General features: G+C 58.4%; 11 protein-coding genes. 10 read left to right on the top strand and 1 reads right to left on the bottom strand.

Translation table 11 applies throughout. From position 1 onward, the window contains the following. Positions 1 to 41: 41 nt before the first annotated feature. From AC22G1_RS13915 to carB, 8 genes are all read left to right on the top strand, one after another. Positions 42 to 2,855, top strand: a complete 2,814-nt coding sequence (locus AC22G1_RS13915) for a TonB-dependent receptor (protein WP_487313895.1) — start codon at positions 42 to 44, stop codon at positions 2,853 to 2,855. A 70-nt stretch (positions 2,856 to 2,925) separates the two neighbouring features. Further along, on the top strand, positions 2,926 to 4,446 hold the full coding sequence (locus AC22G1_RS13910) for a tryptophan halogenase family protein (RefSeq protein ID WP_487313894.1): 1,521 nt from the start codon (positions 2,926 to 2,928) through the stop codon (positions 4,444 to 4,446). Positions 4,447 to 4,558: 112 nt separating this feature from the next. Next, entirely contained in the window at positions 4,559 to 6,577 is a 2,019-nt protein-coding gene (locus AC22G1_RS13905; RefSeq protein WP_487313893.1) for a glycoside hydrolase family 97 protein, read from the top strand. Beyond that, positions 6,577 to 8,406: a glycoside hydrolase family 13 protein gene (locus AC22G1_RS13900; RefSeq protein WP_487313892.1), complete on the top strand. Its 1,830-nt coding sequence runs from the start codon at positions 6,577 to 6,579 to the stop codon at positions 8,404 to 8,406. Before AC22G1_RS13905 ends, AC22G1_RS13900 begins: the two co-directional genes overlap by 1 nt. After that, entirely contained in the window at positions 8,403 to 10,742 is a 2,340-nt protein-coding gene (locus tag AC22G1_RS13895) for a glycoside hydrolase family 31 protein (protein WP_487313891.1), read from the top strand. The genes AC22G1_RS13900 and AC22G1_RS13895 overlap by 4 nt, the downstream gene beginning before the upstream one ends. A gap of 10 nt (positions 10,743 to 10,752) precedes the next feature. Further along, the gene (locus AC22G1_RS13890; RefSeq protein WP_487313890.1) at positions 10,753 to 12,597 is read left to right on the top strand and encodes an alpha-amylase family glycosyl hydrolase; all 1,845 of its coding nucleotides are present in this window, start codon (positions 10,753 to 10,755) and stop codon (positions 12,595 to 12,597) included. Between the two features lie 320 nt (positions 12,598 to 12,917). Next, positions 12,918 to 14,048: a glutamine-hydrolyzing carbamoyl-phosphate synthase small subunit gene (gene carA / locus AC22G1_RS13885; protein ID WP_487313889.1), complete on the top strand. Its 1,131-nt coding sequence runs from the start codon at positions 12,918 to 12,920 to the stop codon at positions 14,046 to 14,048. A 2-nt stretch (positions 14,049 to 14,050) separates the two neighbouring features. After that, positions 14,051 to 17,266 (top strand): carbamoyl-phosphate synthase large subunit, encoded by a 3,216-nt coding sequence (carB, locus tag AC22G1_RS13880; protein ID WP_487313888.1) that lies wholly within the window; start codon positions 14,051 to 14,053, stop codon positions 17,264 to 17,266. Between the two features lie 425 nt (positions 17,267 to 17,691). Here the strand turns inward: carB and AC22G1_RS13875 are convergent, their stop codons facing one another. Beyond that, positions 17,692 to 19,950, bottom strand: a complete 2,259-nt coding sequence (locus AC22G1_RS13875; RefSeq protein ID WP_487313887.1) for an Ig-like domain-containing protein — start codon at positions 19,948 to 19,950, stop codon at positions 17,692 to 17,694. A 464-nt stretch (positions 19,951 to 20,414) separates the two neighbouring features. Here AC22G1_RS13875 and phbB point away from each other — a divergent pair, with 464 nt between their 5' ends. Then, positions 20,415 to 21,158 (top strand): acetoacetyl-CoA reductase, encoded by a 744-nt coding sequence (gene phbB / locus AC22G1_RS13870; protein WP_487313886.1) that lies wholly within the window; start codon positions 20,415 to 20,417, stop codon positions 21,156 to 21,158. 12 nt (positions 21,159 to 21,170) lie between these two features. Beyond that, the gene (locus tag AC22G1_RS13865) at positions 21,171 to 21,518 is read left to right on the top strand and encodes a phasin family protein (protein ID WP_050658480.1); all 348 of its coding nucleotides are present in this window, start codon (positions 21,171 to 21,173) and stop codon (positions 21,516 to 21,518) included. The last annotated feature ends 1 nt before the right edge of the window (position 21,519 follow it).

Raw genomic sequence — 21,519 nt, 5'->3', positions numbered from 1 at the left:
TGATGAGTCGAACAATAGCCCAATTGGGTCTGGGGGAAACGATGGCAACATTCAAGCCAAATGTACTGGCACTGGCGCTGGCCGCAGCAGGTATGACCGTAACCGTGCTGCCTGCCAAAGTCTGGGCCGCTGATGCTGATCAACAGGCACCGGCTGATACCAAGAACAAAAAACAGGACGCCGACAAAGACGTCGAAGTGATTGAAGTCACGGGCTTTCGCGCCAGTCTGCAACGCTCTCAGGCGATCAAGCAGACCAACACCTCCATCGTTGAGGCCATTTCCGCCGAAGACATCGGCAAGCTGCCCGATTCCAGTATCGCCGAGTCCATCGCCCGCCTGCCCGGTGTGGCTGCCCAGCGCCTCGACGGCCGCGCCAGCGGTATCTCCATTCGCGGCCTGAGCGAAGACTTCAGCACCGTGACCTTCAACGGCCGCGAGCAGGTCTCCATCGGTGACGGCCGTGGCGTGGAAATGGACCTCTATCCTTCCGAGATCATGAACGCGGTGGTGGTCTACAAGACCCCCGACGCCAGCCTCACCAGCCAGGGCATTGCTGGCACCATCGATCTGCAGACCGTGCGCCCCCTAAAACAAGGCAAGCGCAGCTTCTCTGCCACCCTGACCGGTGAGAAAAACGACATCGGCAAGCTCAACCCCGATGGCAAAGACAAAGGCTGGCGCTCCAGCGTGTCTTACATCGACCAGTTTGCCGACGACACCATCGGTGTGGCCATTGCCTACGCCCACATGGATTCTCCCAGCAACGAGCAGCGCTGGAATAGCTGGGGCTTTGCCAACGATGCCGACGGCAATCTGGTACTGGGCGGCGCCAAGCCTTATGTACGCTCAAGCGAGCTGACCCGCGACACTGTTATGGGGGTTGTGGAATTTGCGCCTAACGACAAATTCCACGCCACCCTTGATGCCATGCACATCAACTTCAAAGACGAGAAGCGGCTGCGCGGTATCGAGATCCCGGCATTCTACGGCCAGGGCAGCATCGAGAACCTGCAAGTAGACGACGGCTTTGTCACCAGCGGCATCATTCACGACCAGCGGGTTGTGGTACGTAACGACTACGACCAGCGCAAGGCTGACCTCAACTCCTTTGGCTTGAACCTCGAATACAACCTGGGCGAAAACTGGGTGCTGGGTGGCGACCTGAGCTACTCCAAGGTCGAGCGGGAAATTTTCAGTCTTGAGTCTTACTCCGGTACCGGCCGCGGCGACACCGGCGGTGTGGCTGACGACATCGGCTTTAACCTCAACGGCGGCGCCGAGGGTGCTCACTTCACCCCAGGCCTGGATTACTCCGACCCGAACCTCATCATGCTCGGCGGCCCGCTGAGCTGGGGTAACGGTATTGCCGTACCCAGCGACGGCCAGGACGGTTTTATCAACCGCCCCGAAATCGACGACGAAATCAAAGCCGTTAAATTCACCGCCCAGCGCTACACCGACAACAGCGTGATTAGCAGCGTGAAATTTGGCGTGCACTACTCCGAGCGCACCAAGACCCGCGAGGACCACGGCACCTACCTGACCCTTAAAGCCTACCCCGGTATGCTGGCGGTGCCTGCTGAGTACCTGCTGTCGCCCACCAGCCTTGATTTCATCGGCATGGGCAACATGCTGAGCTATGACTCCAAGCGTCTGTACGACGACGGCTACTACGACGAGTTCGACCAGGGCGCCACCGAGCCGCAACGGGCGCAAAACTCCTGGGAAGTGAAAGAGAAAGTCACCACCGGTTTCGTGATGGCCAATATCGACAGCATGGTCTTTGGCCTGCCGGTAAAAGGCAACGTCGGTACCCAGTACGTGCACACCAACCAAAGCTCCCTGGGTAACCAGACCACCGTTGTGGACGGTGCTACCCAAATTCAGAAGGTGGACCGTGGCACCAGCTACAACGAGTTCCTGCCCAGCCTGAACCTGAGCTTTGAAGTGGCCGATCAGCAGTTCGTGCGCTTCGGTGCTGCCCGCACCCTGACCCGCTCACGCATGGACCGCATGAACTCCAGCTACGGCTACAGCTTCAACCCGGCCCTTAACGTGCCAAACGCCCCGGTGGGTAACTCCCCCTGGAGCGGCGGTGGCGGCAACCCCGAACTCAAGCCCTATATCGCCAACCAGTACGATCTGAGCTACGAGAACTACTTTGCAGGCCAAGGTTACTTCAGTGCCGCCCTGTTCTACAAAGACCTGAAAAACTGGCAGTTTGAAGTGCCCACCATCGAGGACTTCTCCGGTGTGCCGCCGCTCACTACCGGTACCGTGTACCAGTACCAGGGCGTGGTTAACACCTGGCAGAACACCGACGGCGGTTACATCAAGGGCGCCGAGTTCACCCTGTCGTTGCCGGGCGAGCTGTTTAGCGACTACCTGGAAGGTTTTGGTGCCATCCTGAGTGCCACCTACAACACCAGTGCCGTGTCCTTTAACTACCCGTCTGCCATTAACGCCGACAACAGCGTGACTTACGCCAGCACCAACATCCAGGTGCCCGGCCTGTCTCGCCAGATCTACAACGCCACCCTGTTCTACGAGAAGAACGGCTTCCAATTCCGTACCAGCATGCGTAAGCGCAGCGACTTCAACGGTGAGGTGTCCGGCCTGTCCTTTGCCCGCACCCCGGTGAATGTCAAAGGCTCCGAGATCTGGGACGCGCAGATTAGCTACGACTTCTCTGAGTCCGGTATCGAAACCCTCAAGGGCTTGACCATCATGCTCCAGGGCCAGAACCTGACCAACGAGCCCTTTACCACCACCGAGTCCGGCGATGCCCGCCAGGTGCGTGACTACCAGGTGTACGGTCGTAACTACCTGCTCGGCGTTAACTACAAGTTCTAATCTCTCTGTGTGACCATGACACTTGCCCCGACAACCAACGGTTGTTGGGGCATTTTTTTAGGGGGCGGTGATGACAATCAAAAATGTGGTGATCCTCGGCGGCGGCAGCGCCGGCTGGATGAGTGCGGCGATGCTGGTAAAGAGCCTGGGTAAGCAACTGGCCATTACCCTGGTGGAGTCGGACGAGATTGCCACCGTCGGGGTAGGGGAGGCCACCATCCCGCCCATCGGCCTTTTTAATCGCTACCTTGGCATCGACGAGGCCGAGTTTTTGACCGAAACCCAGGGCACCATCAAGCTGGGTATCGAGTTTGAAAACTGGGGGAAGGAAGGGGAGCGCTACATGCACGCCTTTGGCGAGCTGGGCCGGGATCTCGGCATCACCCCTTTTATGCATTACTGGCTGAGGGCACGCCAGCAAGGCCACCGGCGGGGGCTGTGGGATTACTCCCTTAACTACCAGGCCGCCAAGGCCGGGCGCTTTATTCCCCTGCCCAAGGTGCCAGACAGCCCTCTCAAGGGCTTGGTACACGCCTACCATTTTGACGCCGGGCTCTACGCCGGCTTGCTGCGCCGTTACAGCGAAGGCCTTGGGGTCAAGCGTATCGAGGGCAAGGTGGTGGAGGTGGCGCTGGATGAGCAAGGCGCCATTGGCGAGTTGGTGCTGGCTTCTGGCCAGCGGGTAGCGGGGGAGCTTTTTATCGATTGCAGTGGCCAGCGGGCCCGGCTTATCGGCGAAGCCCTTGGTGGCCAGTTTGAAGACTGGGGCCATTACCTGCCGGCCGACAGCGCCCTGGCGGTACCGAGCGAAAATACCGGCGAGCCGCGCCCCTACACCCGCGCCATCGCCCATGATGTGGGCTGGCAGTGGCAAATTCCGCTGCAACGCCGCACCGGCAACGGCCTGGTGTATGCCAGCCGCTACTTGGGGGACGACGAAGCCCGGGCGAAGCTGTTGGCCACCATTGACGGTAAGGCCCTGGCCGAGCCGAGGCTCATTCGCTTTAAAACCGGGCGCCAGCGCCAGCAGTGGCTGAAAAACTGCGTCAGCCTCGGCCTTGCCAGCGGCTTTTTAGAGCCCTTGGAGTCCACCAGCCTGCACCTGGTGCAAAGCGGCATCACCCGCCTTATCAAACTCTTCCCGCGCACGGGCATCGCCGCCTCGGCGGTGGCGGAATTTAACCGCCAAAGCGCCGAGGAATTTGAGGCTATTGGCGACTTCATCATCCTGCACTATCACCTTAACCAGCGGCCCGAGCCCTTTTGGCAGGCCATGCGCGAGATGGCGCTGCCCCCGAGCCTGAGCCGGCGCCTGGCACTCTTTGGTGATTGCGGCCGGGTGTTCAGGGAAGGCGCCGAGCTATTTAGCGAGGTGGCCTGGCAACAGGTATTGATTGGCCAGAACCTGCTGCCGGCCGACTACGACCCGCTGGCCGACAGCCTCGATGGCAAGGAGCTGGAGGGCTTTTTGGCCAATCTGGCCACCATCATCACCGCCACCCGCGACAAATTGCCCCGTCATGGCGATTTTCTGGCCAGAGCTAGGGAACTGGCCGCGACCAAAGGTAAGGGATTGACGACAAAGGGTTGAATACGTTTGCAATGCCTTGTTGCCAACGGCTGCGGCCGTTAGCGTAAGCGTCAAGTTGCCCCTTGGGCCAATAACATGTCGCCGGCATGCACCCGCGACTGAGGAGATCACCATGCGCGCCATGTTGCCTTTATTGCTGATGCTGGGGCCGGCTTCTGTGCTGGCTCAAAGCCTGGCGGTGAGTTCGCCCGACGGCAAGCTGACCTTTACTTTGAGTGACGACGATAGCCCTCACTATCAAGTCAGCCGCCAGGGCCGGGCGCTATTGGGGGATTCTGCCCTTGGGCTGAGCACGCTGGAAATTGGCGACATGGGCCCTGGCTATCGGATAGTCAAGGTGGCGCGCCATCACAGCGACAGCCAATGGGAGCAGCCCTGGGGGGAGCGCCATTATGTGCAAGATAACCACAACGAGCTGGCCGCCACCTTTGCCAACGACGCCGGCCAACGCTTTGTGCTGCGGGTCCGGGTGTTTGATGATGGCCTTGGCTTTCGCTACGAAGTACCGGCTCAGCCGCATCTGAGCACCGTGAATATCACCGACGAGCGCACCGAATTTCGTATCGCCGAAAGCGACAAGGTCACCGCCTGGTCTATCCCTGCCCGCCAGTGGGACCGCTACGAATACCCCTATCGCACCAGCGCCCTTGAGGCGGTGCAAAGTGCCCAGACGCCGCTGACCATGAAGTTGCCGGGGGGCGTGCACTTAAGTATCCACGAAGCGGCGTTGGTCAATTACGCCGCCATGACCCTCAACCAGCGCCGTCCCGGGGTATTGAAGGCCGACCTCACCCCCTGGAGCGACGGTATCAAGGTGAAAACCGCCGCCCCCTTTATGAGCCCCTGGCGCACCCTCGAAGTGGGCAGCGCCACCGATTTGGTCAATTCCAGCCTCATCCTCAACCTCAATGAGCCCAATAAGCTGGGAGATGTGTCCTGGGTGAAACCCGGCAAGTACATCGGTATCTGGTGGGCCATGCATCTGGGGCGGATGACCTGGGGCAGCGGCCCGCATCACGGCGCCACCACCGCCAATGCCGAGCGTTACATGGACTTTGCCGCTCGTTATGGTTTTGACGGCGTGTTGGTCGAAGGCTGGAACCAGGGCTGGGACGGTGACTGGGTCAAAAACGGCGATAAGTTTAGCTTTACCAAGCCCTATCCCGACTTCGACATAAAGGCCGTCACTGCCTATGGCGCCGGCAAAGGGGTCAAACTGATTGGCCACCATGAAACCGGCGGGCATGTCAGCAATTACGAGGCGCAACTGGATGACGCCATGGCGCTTTATCAACGGCTGGGGGTCAGCCAGGTTAAAACCGGTTACGTGGCTGACGGCGGCGAAATCGACCGTCGCGACTCAAAGGGTATTCGCCGCCATGAATGGCACGACGGCCAGTTTATGGTTAATCACTATCTGAAGGTGGTGACCGAAGCGGCCAAATACCATATTGCCATCAACAGCCACGAACCCATCAAAGACACCGGCCTTCGCCGCACCTACCCCAACTGGATCAGCCGAGAAGGGGCCCGTGGCCAGGAATACAACGCCTGGGGCACGCCGCCCAACAGCCCCGAACACACCGTGATGCTGCCCTTTACCCGGTTATTGGCCGGGCCCATGGACTTTACCCCCGGCATTTTCGACCTGGCGCCCACCGATCTCAAAGACGGTAACCGAGTGCAGACCACCCTTGCCAAACAATTGGCCCTCTATGTGACCATTTACAGCCCCATTCAGATGGCGGCGGACTTGCCTGAAAACTACCAAAAGCACCTGGACGCCTTTCAGTTTATCCGCGACGTGCCCACCGATTGGGAAGAGAGCAAGGCGCTGGCTGGCGCCGTTGGCGACTACCTGGTGATGGCCCGTAAGGAACGGGGTGGCAAGGACTGGTACCTGGGCGCCATTACCGATGAGCAGGCGCGGGTGCTGCCAGTGAAGCTGGATTTTTTGGATAGCGGCACACGCTATGAAGCGCAAATTTACCGCGATGGCGCCAAGGCCGACTGGCAGAGCAATCCTTACGATTATGTCATCGAGAAAAAGACGGTGAGCCGCAGTGACACCCTGACCCTGAGGCTCGCCACCAGTGGCGGCGCCGCCATCCGTTTCAAGGCTCTGGAGTAATGATGCGCCTGTTTTTCTGTGTGTTAGCCCTGCTGACAGCGACGGCAGCCCAGGCCGCGACCTTAGATAAAATCGAGCCCGCCAACTGGTGGGTGGGGATGAAAAGGCCCACCGTCGAACTGATGGTCTACGGCAAGGACATTGCCAAGGCTAAGGTCACCCTGGCTCCCCATGCCGGGGTGTCGCTGGTCAAAGCAGAGGCCCTTGAAAGCCCCGACTACCTCTTTGTGACCCTCGCCATAGCGCCAAAGGCCAAGGCCGGGGAGCTTAATTTGGCCTTTGAGGTGGCCGGGCAGCACTTTGACCGCCACTATCCGCTGCTGGCCAGGGCCCCGGGTTCGGCGATGCGCCAGGGCTTTTCCCAAAAAGACGTGATTTATCTCATCACCCCGGACCGTTTTGCCAATGGCGACCCCGGCAATGACGATGTGAAAGGTTACGGCGATAAGGCAAACCGCAGCCTGCCCGGTGGCCGTCATGGCGGTGACCTCAAAGGGGTGATGGACCACCTTGATTACCTTGAAAAGCTTGGGGTAACCCAGCTGTGGCTAAACCCCGTGGTGGAAAACGCCATGGCGAGTTACAGCTACCACGGCTACTCGGCCACCGATTTTTACCAGGTGGACCCGCGCTTTGGCAGCAATGCCGATTACCGGACCTTGAGTCAGGCCGCCAAGGCCCGCGGCATGGGCCTTATCATCGATGTGGTGCTCAATCATATCGGCAGCAACCACCCTTGGGTGAAAGACTTGCCCAGCCAGGACTGGCTGAACGGCACTCACTTTCACCCCACCAACCATCGCCGCGAAACCCTGCACGACCCCCATGTGGCGGCCAGCGACCGGGCCCAGTTTAACGACGGCTGGTTTGTGCCCAGCATGCCGGATCTCAACCAGCGCAACCCGCATCTGGCCACTTATCTCATTCAAAACAGCATCTGGTGGGTGGAATACGCTGGCCTTAGCGGCATCCGTATCGATACCTGGTCTTACTCCGATCAAACCTTCCTGGCCCAATGGAGCGCGGCGCTGATGGGCGAGTACCCGCATCTGAACATGGTGGGGGAGGAGTGGAGCACTAACCCAGCCATCACCAGTTACTGGCAGCGGGGCAATCACCCCAAAGACGGCTATGTCAGCAACTTGCCGTCCTTGATGGATTTTCCGCTGCAAGACGCCCTCATCAAGGGCCTGACCGAGCCTGAAACCTGGAACAGCGGCATCAGCATGCTCTACCAGGCCCTTGCCAACGATTTTCTCTACAGCGCCCCCAATAACCTGGTGATCTTCGCCGACAACCACGACATGGCGCGGGTGATGACCCAGCTCCAGGGCGACCGGGCCCTGTGGCAGATGGCCATGACCTTTATCCTCACCACCCGTGGCATTCCCCAGCTCTTTTACGGCACCGAGCTGGCCATGGACCCCAACAGCAGTGACCACGGCGTGCTGCGGGCCGATTTCCCCGGCGGCTGGCCGGGGGACAAGGTCAACGCCTTTACCGGTACCGGCCTTGATGGCGGCCAGCGCCAGGCCCTGGGCTTTATGCAAAAGCTGCTGAACTGGCGCAAAACGGCGCCTGCCATCAGCGGCCGTCTGGTCCACTACGTGCCCCAAGACGGGGTGTACAGCTATTTTCGCCTCAGCCCTGCCCAGCAGGTGATGGTGGTAATGAACAAGAACGACAAGGCCCAGACCCTGGACCTTGGCCGCTTTGCCGAACTCAAGGGCCACCAACTGGGCCATGAGGTGCTGAGCGGCAATACCTATTCCCTGACCGGCACCTTGACGGTGCCTGCCAAAACAGCCTGGGTGCTGGAGCTTAAATGATGAAACTGCGTTATCTGCCTTTATCCCTTTCCGTGCTGCTGGCCAGTTGTGCCAGCAAGCCTGCCTATCACCTGGACGGCAATCGCCTGGTGATCCCTAAGGCTGGCGGTGAGCTGGTGCTCACCCCCCTGGATGCCGATGCCATCCAAACCGAATACCTCAAGGCTGGCAGCCAGCAACCGGCCTCCCGGGCCATCGTTCACCAAACGGCGGTCAAGGCCGAGCTCAGCCAAAAGGGCGACACCCTGGTGTACCGCCTGCCGGGGCTCAGGGCTGAGATAGACACCCGGAACCTTACAATTCGCTACTACAGAGGTGAGCACCTGCTACTGGCCGAAAGTAGCGGTTTTAAAGGCGAACAGGGGGTAAACCTTGGCTTTTCGCTGCAACAGGGTGAAAAGCTCATGGGCGGCGGCGAGCGGGTGCTGGGCATGGACAGGCGCGGCCACAAACTGCCGCTCTACAACAAGGCGAGCTACGGCTACACCACCGAAGCGGCGCAGATGTATTACAGCTTGCCGCTGATCCTCTCCAGCGAAAAATACCTGCTGCTGTTTGACAACACCGCCTCTGGCGAGATGGATTTGGGTGCTAGCCAGGGCGACCAAATGACCTTCAGTGCCGAGACCGGCCGGCGCGCCTATGTGGTGGTAGCAAGTGACCACTACGCCGGGCTCACCGAAGAATACACCCAGCTGACCGGCCACCAGCCGCTGCCGCCGCGCTGGGCGCTGGGTAACTTTGCCTCCCGCTTTGGCTACCACAGCGAAGCCGAAGCCCGGGATGTGGTTAACCGCTTTAAAGAAGCCGGCATTCCTTTGGACGCCATCGTGCTGGACCTTTACTGGTTCGGCAAAGACGTCAAAGGCCACATGGGCAACCTGGCCTGGGATAAAACCGCCTTCCCAACCCCGGAGCGGATGATCCGCGACTTTAAAAAAGACGGGGTAAAAACGGTGCTCATTACCGAGCCCTTTATCCTCACCACCTCCAAGTGCTGGAACGAAGCGCTCAGCGCTGGCGCCATCACCCCGGACGCCACCGGCAAACCGGCAACCTATGATTTTTTCTTCGGCCACACGGGCCTGGTGGATGTGTTCTCGCCCAAGGGCCGCGACTGGTTCTGGGGTAAATACCAGAGCTTGCTGGATGAAGGGGTAGCCGGATTCTGGGGCGACCTTGGCGAGCCGGAAGTGCACCCTTCGAACCTGGTGCATGCCGAAGGCTCAGCCGATGCCCTGCATAACGCCTACGGCCACCGCTGGGCCGAGATGGTGTACGACGGGGTGCGCCAGCATCGCCCTGACATGCGGCCCTTTATCCTGATGCGAAGCGGTTATGCCGGCTCTCAGCGCTTTGGCATGATGCCCTGGACCGGCGATGTGTCCCGCAGCTGGGGTGGCCTCAAGCCGCAAGTGGAGCTGGCGCTGCAAATGGGCGCCCAGGGCTTGGGGTATATTCACTCGGATCTCGGCGGCTTTGCCGGTGGTGGTAAGTTCGACCCTGAGCTTTACCTGCGCTGGCTGCAATACGGCGTGTTCCAGCCGGTGTTTCGCCCCCACGGCCAGGAGGAAATCGCCCCTGAGCCGGTGTTCCACGACGCCCATATCCAAAAAGTGGTGGGGGATTACATCAAGCTGCGCTACAGCCTGCTGCCCTACAACTACAGCCTGGCCTTTGAGAACAGCACCACCGGTAAGCCGCTGATGCGCTCGATGCTGATGCAAAGCGATGATGTCAAAGACTTTGACAATCACCACAGCTACTTCTGGGGCGATGCCTTCCTGGTGACCCCGGTCACCGAGCAGGGCGCCAAAACCGTGACCACCCAATTGCCCAAGGGCGCCTGGTTTGATTTTTGGAGCGGTAAGCGCATCGAAGGGGGGCAAAGCTACACCCGCGCCACCACCGTCGAGACCCTGCCGGTGCTGGTAAAAGCCGGTAGCTTCGTGCCCATGGTGGCGCCAACCCAAAGCACCGACAGCTATTCCAGCAAGGCGCTGACCCTGCATTACTGGGCCGACCCGTCGGTAACCGAGGCCCAGGGCCAGATGTATGAAGACGACGGCCACACCCCGGACGCCTACGCTAAGGGCCAATACCAGCTGCTGCGCTTTAGCGCCCGCCAGCAAGGAGGCCTGACTGTGACGCTTGCCAGCCAAGGCCAATACCCCGGCATGCCCAAGAGCCGCCGCCTGACCCTGGTTATCCACCACCCAGGCGCCGTCAAGGCCGCCTTACTGGACGGCAAACCCCATAGCTTCAAACAAGACGGCGACCAGCTGACCCTAACCTTTGACTGGGACGGCGCCGCGCGCACCCTCGACTTGCAGTAAGGATGACATCATGAACAAGCTCTCTTCCCTGGCCCTTTGCGTGATGCTTGCTGCCTGCTCGGAGGCACCGGTTGCCAGCAATGCCGCTCAAGAGGCGTCGGCCAGCGTGCAGCCCCAAGGCTCCGGCAAGCCGGTTATCTACCAGATGTTTACCCGCCTTTTTGGCAACAAGGTCGACAGCCAGGTGCCCTGGGGCACCCTAGCGCAAAATGGGGTCGGTAAATTTGCCGACATCAACGACGCCGCCCTTGCCTCCATCAAGGCGCTGGGGGTCAATTATCTGTGGTACACCGGCATTCCCGAGCATGCCCAGGTCACCGATTACAGCGCCTACGGCATAGCGGCAGACGACCCGGACGTGGTCAAGGGCCGCGCTGGCTCGCCCTACGCGGTCAAGGACTACTACAACGTTGACCCGGACTTGGCCACCCACCCGGCCAAGCGCTTAGAAGAGTTCGAGGCCCTGATTGCGCGCACCCATGCCCACGGCATGAAGGTCATCATCGACATCGTGCCCAACCACGTGGCCCGCCGCTATCACTCCAGCGTCTACCCGGACCGGGACTTTGGCCGAAACGACGACAGCAGTGTGGTCTATAAGCGCGACAACAACTTCTATTACGTACCGGGCCAGGCGTTTAAAGTGCCGAAAGGGGACAAACCCCTGGGCGGCTTGCCTCATCCCCTGGCCGACGGCCAGTTTGCCGAAAACCCCGCCAAGTGGACAGGTAACGGCAGCCGCAGCCCGCAGCCGGCCCTGGACGACTGGTATGAAACGGTCAAGATAAACTACGGGGTGCGCCCCGACGGCAGCTATGACTTCCCGCAGCTACCCGCCGGTTTTGAAAACAAGGATTACCGCGCCCACGCGGCTTTTTGGCAGGGGAAATCGGTGCCGGACAGCTGGGTTAAGTACAAGGACATCGCCCTTTATTGGCTGGATAAGGGCGTCGACGGCTTTCGCTACGATGTAGCCGAAATGGTGCCGGTGGAATTTTGGAGCTACCTCAACAGCGCCATCAAGATGCACAAGGCCGACACCCTGCTGATGGCCGAGGTCTACAACCCGGCCCAGTACCGCGACTACATTCGCCTGGGCAAAATGGATTACCTCTACGACAAGGTAGAAACCTACGACAGCCTCAAAGCCATCATCCAAGGTAAAGAAGGCACCCAGGCGCTCGCCGATATTCTGGTGCGTAACCAGGACATTGCCGCCCACCAGCTGCACTTTTTGGAAAACCACGACGAGCAGCGCATCGCCAGCCCCGAGTTTGCCGGCGATCCGGTCAAGGCCATTCCGGCCATGGCGGTGTCGGCGCTGATGGATGACGGCGCCACCATGGTTTACTTCGGCCAGGCCCTTGGCGAGCCCGGCGCCCGCGACGCTGGCTTTGGCAAAGCCAGCCGCACCACCATCTTCGACTATTGGGATGTGCCGAGCGTGCAGCGCTGGATGAACGGCGGCGCCTTTGACGGCGGCCAGTTGTCTGCCAAGGAAAAGGCCCTGCGCGGCTTTTACCAAAAGCTGCTGAACCTCAGCCGTAGCCAGGGCGCCTTCGGTGGCGCCGGCCAGGCGCTGACGCAGAGCGATGACAAGGTCTTTGCCTTTGCCCGCTGGCAGGGCAGCCAGCAGGTGCTGGTGGCCACCAACTTTGCCGCGAGCGCCAAAGAAGGTCAGGTAGCTGTGCCCAAGGCATTGATTGAAAAGTGGAAACTGGCCGACGGCCAATACGCCCTTAGCGACATTCTTGGCAGCAACAGCGGCACCCTGGTGGTCAGCAAAGGGGTAGGGCAGTGGCACTATCAGCTGGGCGCTTATGGCGCTGCCGCCTTCGAGCCAAAACTGCAATAACACCCAGAAAACGGGGCTAAACTATTGAAACCGGCTTTATGGCCGGTTTTTTATTGCGCTTAGTTGAATTTTTATGTGAGAATTTGCGCGCTTTATGCAGTCAGTCAACGGCGGTTTGCGTACACGTAAAGCTGTGAAAATGGCGCCTTGGCGTCATTTTCATCACGAAAACCTTTTCTAAAAAATTAATGGACAAGGTCAGCCCACGTCTTTATCATACCGCCAATTTGCCAAAAGCTCGGTAAAACGCATCATTTTGATGCTCAGCTCCGATGGTAAGTTACTGATTTCTCTCAGTTACTAACTCTATGGAGGTTGTCTTGAGTCAGCCAGCGCTCTTGGTCCTTGAAGACGGGACCGTCTTCCAGGGCACGGCCATTGGGGCCACTGGAAAAGCGGTCGGCGAAGTAGTTTTTAATACTTCAATGACGGGTTACCAGGAAATTCTTACTGATCCCTCGTATTCCCAACAAATTGTTACCCTGACCTACCCCCATATCGGCAACACCGGTACCAATACCGAAGACGAAGAAGCCGATAAAATCTGGGCCACTGGCCTGGTGATCCGCGATCTTCCCCTCGTTGCTTCCAACTTCCGTAATCAGGCTTCTCTCTCTGATTACCTCAAAGCCCGCAATATCGTTGCCATCGCCGATATCGACACCCGTAAGCTGACCCGCATTCTCCGTGAGAAAGGCGCTCAGAACGGCTGCATCATTGCCGGTGACGTAGACGAAGCTGCGGCACTGGCCGCCGCCAAAGCCTTCCCTGGCCTTAAGGGCATGGACTTGGCCAAGGTGGTGTGCACCAAGGAAAGCTACCAGTGGACGGAAGGCAGCTGGACCCTGGGTGAGGGTTTCAAGCAATTCGGCGACGAGCACTACAAATATCACGTAGTGGCGTATGACTACGGCGTTAAACGCAACATCCTGCGCATGCTGGCTGACAGGGGCTGCAAACTGACCGTAGTACCTGCCCAAACCTCTGCCCAAGAGGTGCTGGCCCTGAACCCCGATGGCATCTTCCTTTCCAACGGTCCTGGCGACCCGGAGCCTTGCACCTACGCCATCGACGCCATCAAAGCCTTCTTGGAAACCGACACTCCGGTTTTTGGTATTTGCCTCGGTCACCAGCTGCTGGCGCTGGCCTCTGGCGCCAAGACCGTCAAGATGGGCCACGGCCACCACGGCGGTAACCACCCGGTTAAAGACCTGGACCGTGACGTGGTGATGATCACTGCCCAGAACCACGGCTTTGCGGTAGACGAGGCGAGCTTGCCCGCGCACCTGCGCGCTACCCACAAATCCTTGTTCGATGGCACCCTGCAAGGTATTGCCCGCACCGACAAGCCGGCGTTTTCCTTCCAGGGCCACCCTGAAGCGAGCCCGGGTCCGCACGATGCGGCACCGCTCTTCGACCACTTTATCGAACTGATGGCGGCCAGGGGGTAATCATGCCAAAACGTACCGACCTTAAAAGCATTCTCATCCTCGGCGCTGGCCCCATTGTTATCGGCCAGGCCTGTGAGTTCGACTACTCCGGCACCCAGGCCTGTAAGGCCCTGCGTGAAGAGGGTTACCGGGTTATTTTGGTGAACTCCAACCCCGCCACCATCATGACCGACCCGGGCATGGCCGATGCTACTTACATCGAGCCGGTACACTGGGAAGTGGTGGCCAAGATCATCGAAAAAGAACGCCCCGACGCCATTCTGCCCACCATGGGCGGCCAGACCGCGCTGAACTGCGCCCTGGACCTGGACAAGCACGGCGTGCTGGAAAAATTCGGCGTACAGATGATTGGCGCGACTGCCGATGCCATCGACAAGGCCGAAGACCGCGAGCGTTTTGTTGATGCCATGGCCAACATCAACCTGGCCGTGCCCCGCGCCCGTATCGCCCACAGCTGGGAAGACTGCGAAGACATCATTGATGACATCGGTCTGCCCTGCATTATCCGCCCCAGCTTCACCATGGGCGGCACCGGTGGCGGTATTGCTTACAACAAAGAAGAATACGAAGAAATTTGCCGCCGCGGCCTCGATTTGAGCCCCACCAACGAGCTCTTGATTGACGAGAGCCTGATTGGCTGGAAAGAGTACGAGATGGAAGTGGTGCGTGACCGCAACGACAACGCCATCATCGTCTGCTCTATCGAAAACTTCGACCCCATGGGTATCCACACCGGCGACTCCATCACCGTGGCGCCGGCTCAGACCCTGACCGACAAGGAATACCAGATCATGCGTAACGCCTCCTTGGCGGTACTGCGTGAGATTGGTGTGGAAACCGGCGGCTCCAACGTGCAGTTTGGTGTGAACCCCAAAGACGGCCGCATGGTGGTTATCGAGATGAACCCGCGGGTGTCTCGCTCCTCAGCCCTGGCTTCCAAGGCCACCGGCTTCCCCATCGCCAAGGTGGCGGCCAAGCTGGCGGTAGGTTACACCCTGGACGAGCTGATGAACGACATCACCGGTGGCAAGACCCCGGCGTCCTTCGAGCCGTCCATCGACTACGTGGTTACCAAGATCCCGCGCTTTAACTTCGAGAAGTTTGCCGGTGCCAACGACCGCCTCACGACTCAGATGAAGTCCGTGGGTGAGGTGATGGCCATTGGCCGTAACCAGCAGGAATCCCTGCAAAAAGCCCTGCGCGGCCTGGAAGTGGGCGCCAACGGCTTTGACCCCATCGTGGACTTGGAAGACCCGGAAGCCATCTCCATTTTGCGCCGTGAGCTTAAAGAAGCCGGCGCCGAGCGGATTTGGTACATCGCCGATGCCTTCCGCAGCGGCATGACCATGGACGATGTGTTCAAGCTGACCAACATCGACCCCTGGTTCCTGGTGCAAATCGAAGACCTGCTCAAAGACGAAAAAGCCGTGGCCGAGAAGGGCCTAGCCGGTCTGGACCCGGTGTTCCTGCGCAAACTCAAGCGCAAGGGCTTTTCGGATGCCCGCCTGGCGGCCATCCTCGGCGTAGCCGAGAGTGAAGTGCGCAAAATCCGCCACGCCAACAACATCGTGCCCGTTTACAAGCGCGTCGATACCTGCGCGGCTGAATTTGCCAGCTCCACCGCCTACATGTACTCAAGCTACGACGAAGAGTGCGAAGCCAACCCCTCTGACCGTGAGAAAATCATGGTTATCGGTGGCGGCCCGAACCGTATCGGCCAGGGTATCGAGTTTGACTACTGCTGCGTTCACGCCGCCCTTGCCATGCGCGAAGACGGTTATGAAACCATCATGGTCAACTGTAACCCCGAGACCGTGTCCACCGACTACGACACCTCCGACCGTCTCTACTTCGAATCCATTACCTTCGAAGACGTGCTGGAAATAGTGCGCCTGGAAAAACCCAAGGGCGTTATCGTTCAGTACGGCGGCCAGACTCCGCTGAAACTGGCCCGTGCCCTGGAAGCGGCCGGCGTGCCTATCATCGGTACCAGCCCAGATGCCATCGACCGCTCTGAAGACCGTGAGCGTTTCCAGCAAGCGGTTGAGCGCCTGGGCCTTAAGCAGCCCGAGAACGCCACCGTCACCAACCTGGAGCAGGCTATCTCCAAGGCGGCGACCATCGGTTACCCGCTGGTGGTGCGCCCCTCCTACGTGCTGGGCGGCCGCGCCATGGAAATCGTCTATGACGAAGTGGACCTGCGCCGCTACATGACCGACGCCGTGAAAGTGTCCAACGACAGCCCGGTGCTGCTGGACCGCTTCTTGGACGACGCCGTGGAAGTGGACATCGATGCCATCTGTGACGGCACCGACGTGCTGATTGGCGGCATCATGGAGCACATCGAGCAAGCGGGCGTGCACTCCGGCGACTCCGGCTGTTCACTGCCCCCTTACACCCTGTCCAAAGACATTCAGGACCGGATGCGTGAACAGGTGCGTAAGCTCGCCTTTGAGCTCAACGTTATCGGCCTGATGAACACCCAGTTCGCGGTTAAGGACAACGAGATTTACCTCATCGAGGTAAACCCCCGCGCGTCCCGTACCGTGCCCTTCGTGTCCAAGGCTACCGGCTTGTCTCTGGCCAAAATTGCCGCCCGCGTCATGGCTGGCCAGTCTCTTGCCGAGCAGGGCATCAGCAGCGAGGTGATCCCGCCTTACTACTGCGTTAAAGAAGCGGTGCTGCCCTTTGCCAAGTTCCCGGGTGTTGACCCCATCCTGGGCCCAGAAATGCGCTCTACCGGTGAAGTCATGGGTGTGGGTAAAACCTTCCCCGAGGCCTATGCCAAGTCGCAGCTGGGCGCCAACAGCGTCACCCCCAAAGGTGGCCGGGCGCTCATTTCCGTGCGTGACACCGACAAGGCGCGCGCCGTCGAGCTGGCTCGTCAGCTGCTGGCCCTGGGCTTTGAACTGGACGCCACCCACGGTACCGCCGTGGTACTGGGCGAAGCCGGTATCAACCCGCGCCTGGTGAACAAAGTGCATGAAGGCCGCCCACACATTGTGGACCGCATCAAAAACGGTGAGTACAGCTACATCATCAACACCACCGAAGGTCGCCAGGCCATCGAGGACTCCAAGGTGATGCGCCGCGGGGCACTGATGAACAAGGTGAGCTACACCACCACCCTCAATGCCGCCTTTGCCACCTGTCAGAGCTTGCTGGTCTCCGACCGCGACTCGGTTATTTCCGTCCAGGAAATGCACCAGCAGTGCTAAGCGCTTAAGTGTAAAAAAGCCCCGCTGATGCGGGGCTTTTTGTTGTCAGCGTTAAACCACCTCCTATGGAGGTGGTGATCGTCAAGTCTGGGCTATGCCCGTAGAGAGCCCACGCTAGACACTAGCCAACGATTGCTACCAACAGTCGAAGGAGAGTAACTAGCGTGAGGCGTTACAAATCATCATCGCACGTCTACTGGCGCCGGGTTCTACCCCGTTATTAAACCGTCCGTAGAAACGGGGTAGAACCCTATGTGCGTCACCAAGAGAAAAAAGAGAAAGAGTCAGAACAGCTAGAACTACTGTCAGCGGGCTCATAAAGACGAAAGCCCCCTTCTAGGGGGCCTTCTCTCAAAGCCACCTTCTAAGAAGGTGGTTTTTTACTTTCAGCATCAAACCAGCTTCCAATACGCCGGTTTGTACTGTTACTGCTTGGGATGAATGGCCTGGATACGAGTCGCTGCTGCTTGGCTGTTTTCAGGCAATTGCCACAATCGGTACAGGTTGATACGCGGCTCAACAAGCGAATAGGTACCGCCATTGCCGTCGGGGCGACTGGCTGATTCAAAGGTAATCATCAACCCATCTTGCTGGAACGCCAAGGGGAGCCAGTGGCGCTGCTCTGTGAGGCTCTCAGAGATTTTACGCGTGAAATCCAGCGAGCCATCCTCGGCTATCTGCCAGGTCGACTCTTGCCGCACTGGGGTTAAGGCGCCAGTGTCGTAATCCACGTCGTGATAGAGGTTGCTACCGGTGCCATCGGCAAAGAACTCCCAGCCAAAATCGCCACAGCCGCTGTAGTCAAAGTTGCCGTCATGCCAGCATTGACTGTCCCAAACGTTAAGAAGGCTCACCCAGTACTGGTTTTCAGGCACCACCAGCTGCGCCGGGGTAAAGACGATATCTGGGCTTTGTTTGACGATATAGTCGTAGTCGAAGCTTTGCAGCTGCTGATTGGCATCAAACAGCTCAACGGCGCCGGTTTGCAGTTGGTCTGCCTTGGCGGCAAGAGTCACTGTCTCATAACGGCCATCGGCAAAGTGCAGGTTTAGTTTACCGGCATCAAGGGTCCAGCTGACTGCTGCATCAGCAAGTTGTGCATAACCAGTGCCATCGGCGTTAAGGGTCAGCACGTCATCGTTGAAGGGACGGGGAGTACTACGTAGGTCACTTGGCTGATAAGGGGTGGGCAGGGCCCAGGTACCGGCAATGTCATCGACATCGAAATTTAGGGCGTTAGCTTTGGCATCTACCAGTGCAGTCAGGTATAGCCAGTGCTGATCTAACTGGTCGATGTTGATGGTCTGCCCGTCAAGGACGATGTCGCCTATAAGGTCGTTGTAGGTCATGTCCATGGCCACTACCTTGTTGGGGCTACCATCGGCCAGCAATTTGATGGTCAACCCTGTTACTTGGCGAGTGACTTTGATGCTGTCGGTCCCGTGGGCTTGGATATAGAGAGAGGTTTGCTTCGAGTCCAATAGACCATATACGCTGGTGTTGTACTGTAGATAAGTCGAGGGGGTGGTGAAGGTTGTTACCAGTTGCCCGTTCTCAACTTGCCACGTAAATGAAGCAGCTCCTGAATTTGATACTAGTTGCCCTGTGCCATCGGCATTAAAGCTCAGCTTGTCAGCACCCACAGCCAAGTATCCGGGAATGGCCGATGAGAGAGTGTAATAGCTGCCTGGCAGGGTATCGGTACTGAATTTAGAGGCCAGCACCGGGTCGGCTTTGATGGTATTGACCATCTGGGTCAGCGCATTATCGTCCGGGTTGGCTGCGGTCAGGCTAGTCACAAAACTGTTGTAGGCGGCGATGTCGGCGGTGAAGGCCAGCACATCGCTAAAGCCTTGAGGCAGGCTGTAGTTACTGTCATCAAGGATGAGCTTGATGACGGCGGCCACTTCCAGCATTTTCTCTGGCGAGATGGCCGGAGCGTAAGTGGCGATATCGGCATCGCTGGCCGGCTCACTGCCTTTGGCTTCTTTTTGCAGCAGGTAATAGGCGGTGGAGAGGTTGGTCACCTGGGTAGCGCTATCTTCATCGGCATCCAGCACTGCGTCCTCACCTGCTTTACCGACCAGTCCTGCCATTTCACCCAGTAGGCTCACCAGTTTGACCGCTCCCATACCCTGGCTGGCATCGCCGGTGGCGGTAAGGGTCACAAAATCATTATTACTCAGGCTCTTGATTAGCAGCTGGTAGTTGCCTTGGTTGTCGGCTTTGGCGCTGAAAGTATTGTTGCCGAGTTTGGCGGTCACAGTGGCGCCGGGGATGGGGTCATCTACCACTTGGCCGTTTAGGGTGACCTGAGCAAAAGATTGCAGGTTCAAGGTGGCAGTGGTTTGAGCCTGACCGTCGGTCAAAGTGAGCTCGGCACTGTCGCTACCGATGAATCCGGCGGCGGGTTGGTAGCTTAAGGTGTCATTGACCAACTTCAGGCTGCCATGCTGTGGTGCGGTAATTTTGACCAGTGAAAGAGTATCACCGTCAGGGTCTTTGGCCAGGTCGTTGAGTGTTACCGGCACGGCCACGCCGTTGATGCTTTCAAGGGTTGTAGACGTAAATTGCGGTGCCTGGTTGGCAGGGACCTCGGGGGAAGTAGAGGTATCGTCACTGCTGCTGCCACATCCTGACAGCAAGGTTGCCGCAAAAAGGGCAAGGGAGGTCTTCTTAATCACACAGCGTTCCTTTTGTGTACTACGTTGACCCCCTATTAAAACGACATGTTTAGCAAATCACTTTATTTGGTTTTTTAATCTTGCCTACTTTTGTGCCAAAACGTCTTGACCGCCGAATTGCCTGGCGTGGACGACTACAGAACTAAGCCGTTGAAGGTACGGAACTTCGTAAGGTGATAAAAGTGTGCATCCGCAACAACTAGGGGCGGAAAACGGCGTTTTCGCCAGTGTGGCCTTTATGCACGCAAGGAACTGAACGAGGCAACTATTGCCAATGATTGCTGTTTCATATCAGAAACCACTCTGTTTTCCGCATGTTACAGCGGTAACCCTTCTGGCCGCCGTATTTTGATCCTGATCATGGATTAATCTGTTGTACAAAAAATCTTCATGAAAATTTAGAGCTGAGGCTCTAGCCCTGGACTAGCTTTAGAGAAAATCAACTGCTCTCTCAGGGGAACTCGATGGACGTACAAGGACAAGTCGCCTTAGTTACTGGGGCAAATGGCGGTATTGGCACGGCGATCTGCCGCGCTTTAGCAAAGGAAGGCTACAAGGTGGCGACGCTGTGTCGCTGCCCTGAAAAAGCCGCACGTTGGGTTGAGCAGGAAAAAGCCTTGGGCTTTGACCCTTATCTGGTACTGGCCGACATTTGCGACCAGGACGGTGTCTTCAGCGCTATCTCGGTTATTGAGAAGGAGCTGGGGCCGTTGTCGGTGGTGGTCAACAATGCCGGTATCACCCGCGATAAGACCCTTAGAAAGATGATGGAAGATGACTGGCTGGAGGTTATCCAGACCAACCTCACCGGTGCCTACCACCTTTGCCGCGCCGCCGTGCCGCAGATGCTGGATCACAAATACGGCCGCATTATCAACATCAGCTCCATCAACGGCGAAAAAGGCCAGTTGGGCCAGACCAACTACTCGGCCGCCAAGGCCGGCCTGCACGGCCTGACAATGGCCCTGGCCCAGGAAGTGGCCAATAAAGGTATTACCGTCAACACCATCTCCCCCGGTTACATCGCCACCGAAATGGTAATGGCGGTGCCTGAGGAGATCCGCAACTCCATCATTGCCCAGATCCCGGTTGGTCGCCTTGGCGACCCGGCCGAGATCGCCCGCATCGTCGCCTTTCTCGCTTCCCCCGAGTCAGGTTTTATCACCGGTTCCAATATTTCCGCCAATGGCGGACAACACATGCATTAAAAGGAGATCGTTATGTTTCAAGATTGGATCCGCCAAGCCAATGGCCAACAACAGGATGTGCTTAAGCCGCTGGCGCAAATCAACACCATGTTGCTGGATAACGTGGCCAAGCTCAGCAAGTACCAGATTGATGCCCTGGACACCTACACCCAGAGCCAAATCGAGTACGCCAAAAAGCTCAACGACGCCGCCGCCAAGGGCGATACCGCCATGGTCGGGCAGGTGCAGATGAGCCAGATGGCTGATTTGAACAAACGCTTCATGCAGGACTGCAAGTCCTTCCTAGAGCTCAATGAAGGCCTGCGAAAGGAGTTCAGCCAGGTCTTTGCCGATATCGCCAAGGAAGAGGTGAAAGGCTGAT

The sequence above is a fragment of the Gallaecimonas zhanjiangensis genome (genome assembly GCF_057624825.1).
This window is presented reverse-complemented; position numbering and strand designations above follow the sequence as displayed.

Bases quoted from the DNA above. Each gene is read 5' to 3' on its own strand.
- AC22G1_RS13915 (WP_487313895.1), top strand. From the start codon at position 42: ATGGCAACATTCAAGCCAAATGTACTGGCACTGGCGCTGGCCGCAGCA.
- AC22G1_RS13910 (WP_487313894.1), top strand. From the start codon at position 2,926: ATGACAATCAAAAATGTGGTGATCCTCGGCGGCGGCAGCGCCGGCTGG.
- AC22G1_RS13905 (WP_487313893.1), top strand. From the start codon at position 4,559: ATGCGCGCCATGTTGCCTTTATTGCTGATGCTGGGGCCGGCTTCTGTG.
- AC22G1_RS13900 (WP_487313892.1), top strand. From the start codon at position 6,577: ATGATGCGCCTGTTTTTCTGTGTGTTAGCCCTGCTGACAGCGACGGCA.
- AC22G1_RS13895 (WP_487313891.1), top strand. From the start codon at position 8,403: ATGATGAAACTGCGTTATCTGCCTTTATCCCTTTCCGTGCTGCTGGCC.
- AC22G1_RS13890 (WP_487313890.1), top strand. From the start codon at position 10,753: ATGAACAAGCTCTCTTCCCTGGCCCTTTGCGTGATGCTTGCTGCCTGC.
- carB (WP_487313888.1), top strand. From the start codon at position 14,051: ATGCCAAAACGTACCGACCTTAAAAGCATTCTCATCCTCGGCGCTGGC.
- phbB (WP_487313886.1), top strand. From the start codon at position 20,415: ATGGACGTACAAGGACAAGTCGCCTTAGTTACTGGGGCAAATGGCGGT.
- AC22G1_RS13865 (WP_050658480.1), top strand. From the start codon at position 21,171: ATGTTTCAAGATTGGATCCGCCAAGCCAATGGCCAACAACAGGATGTG.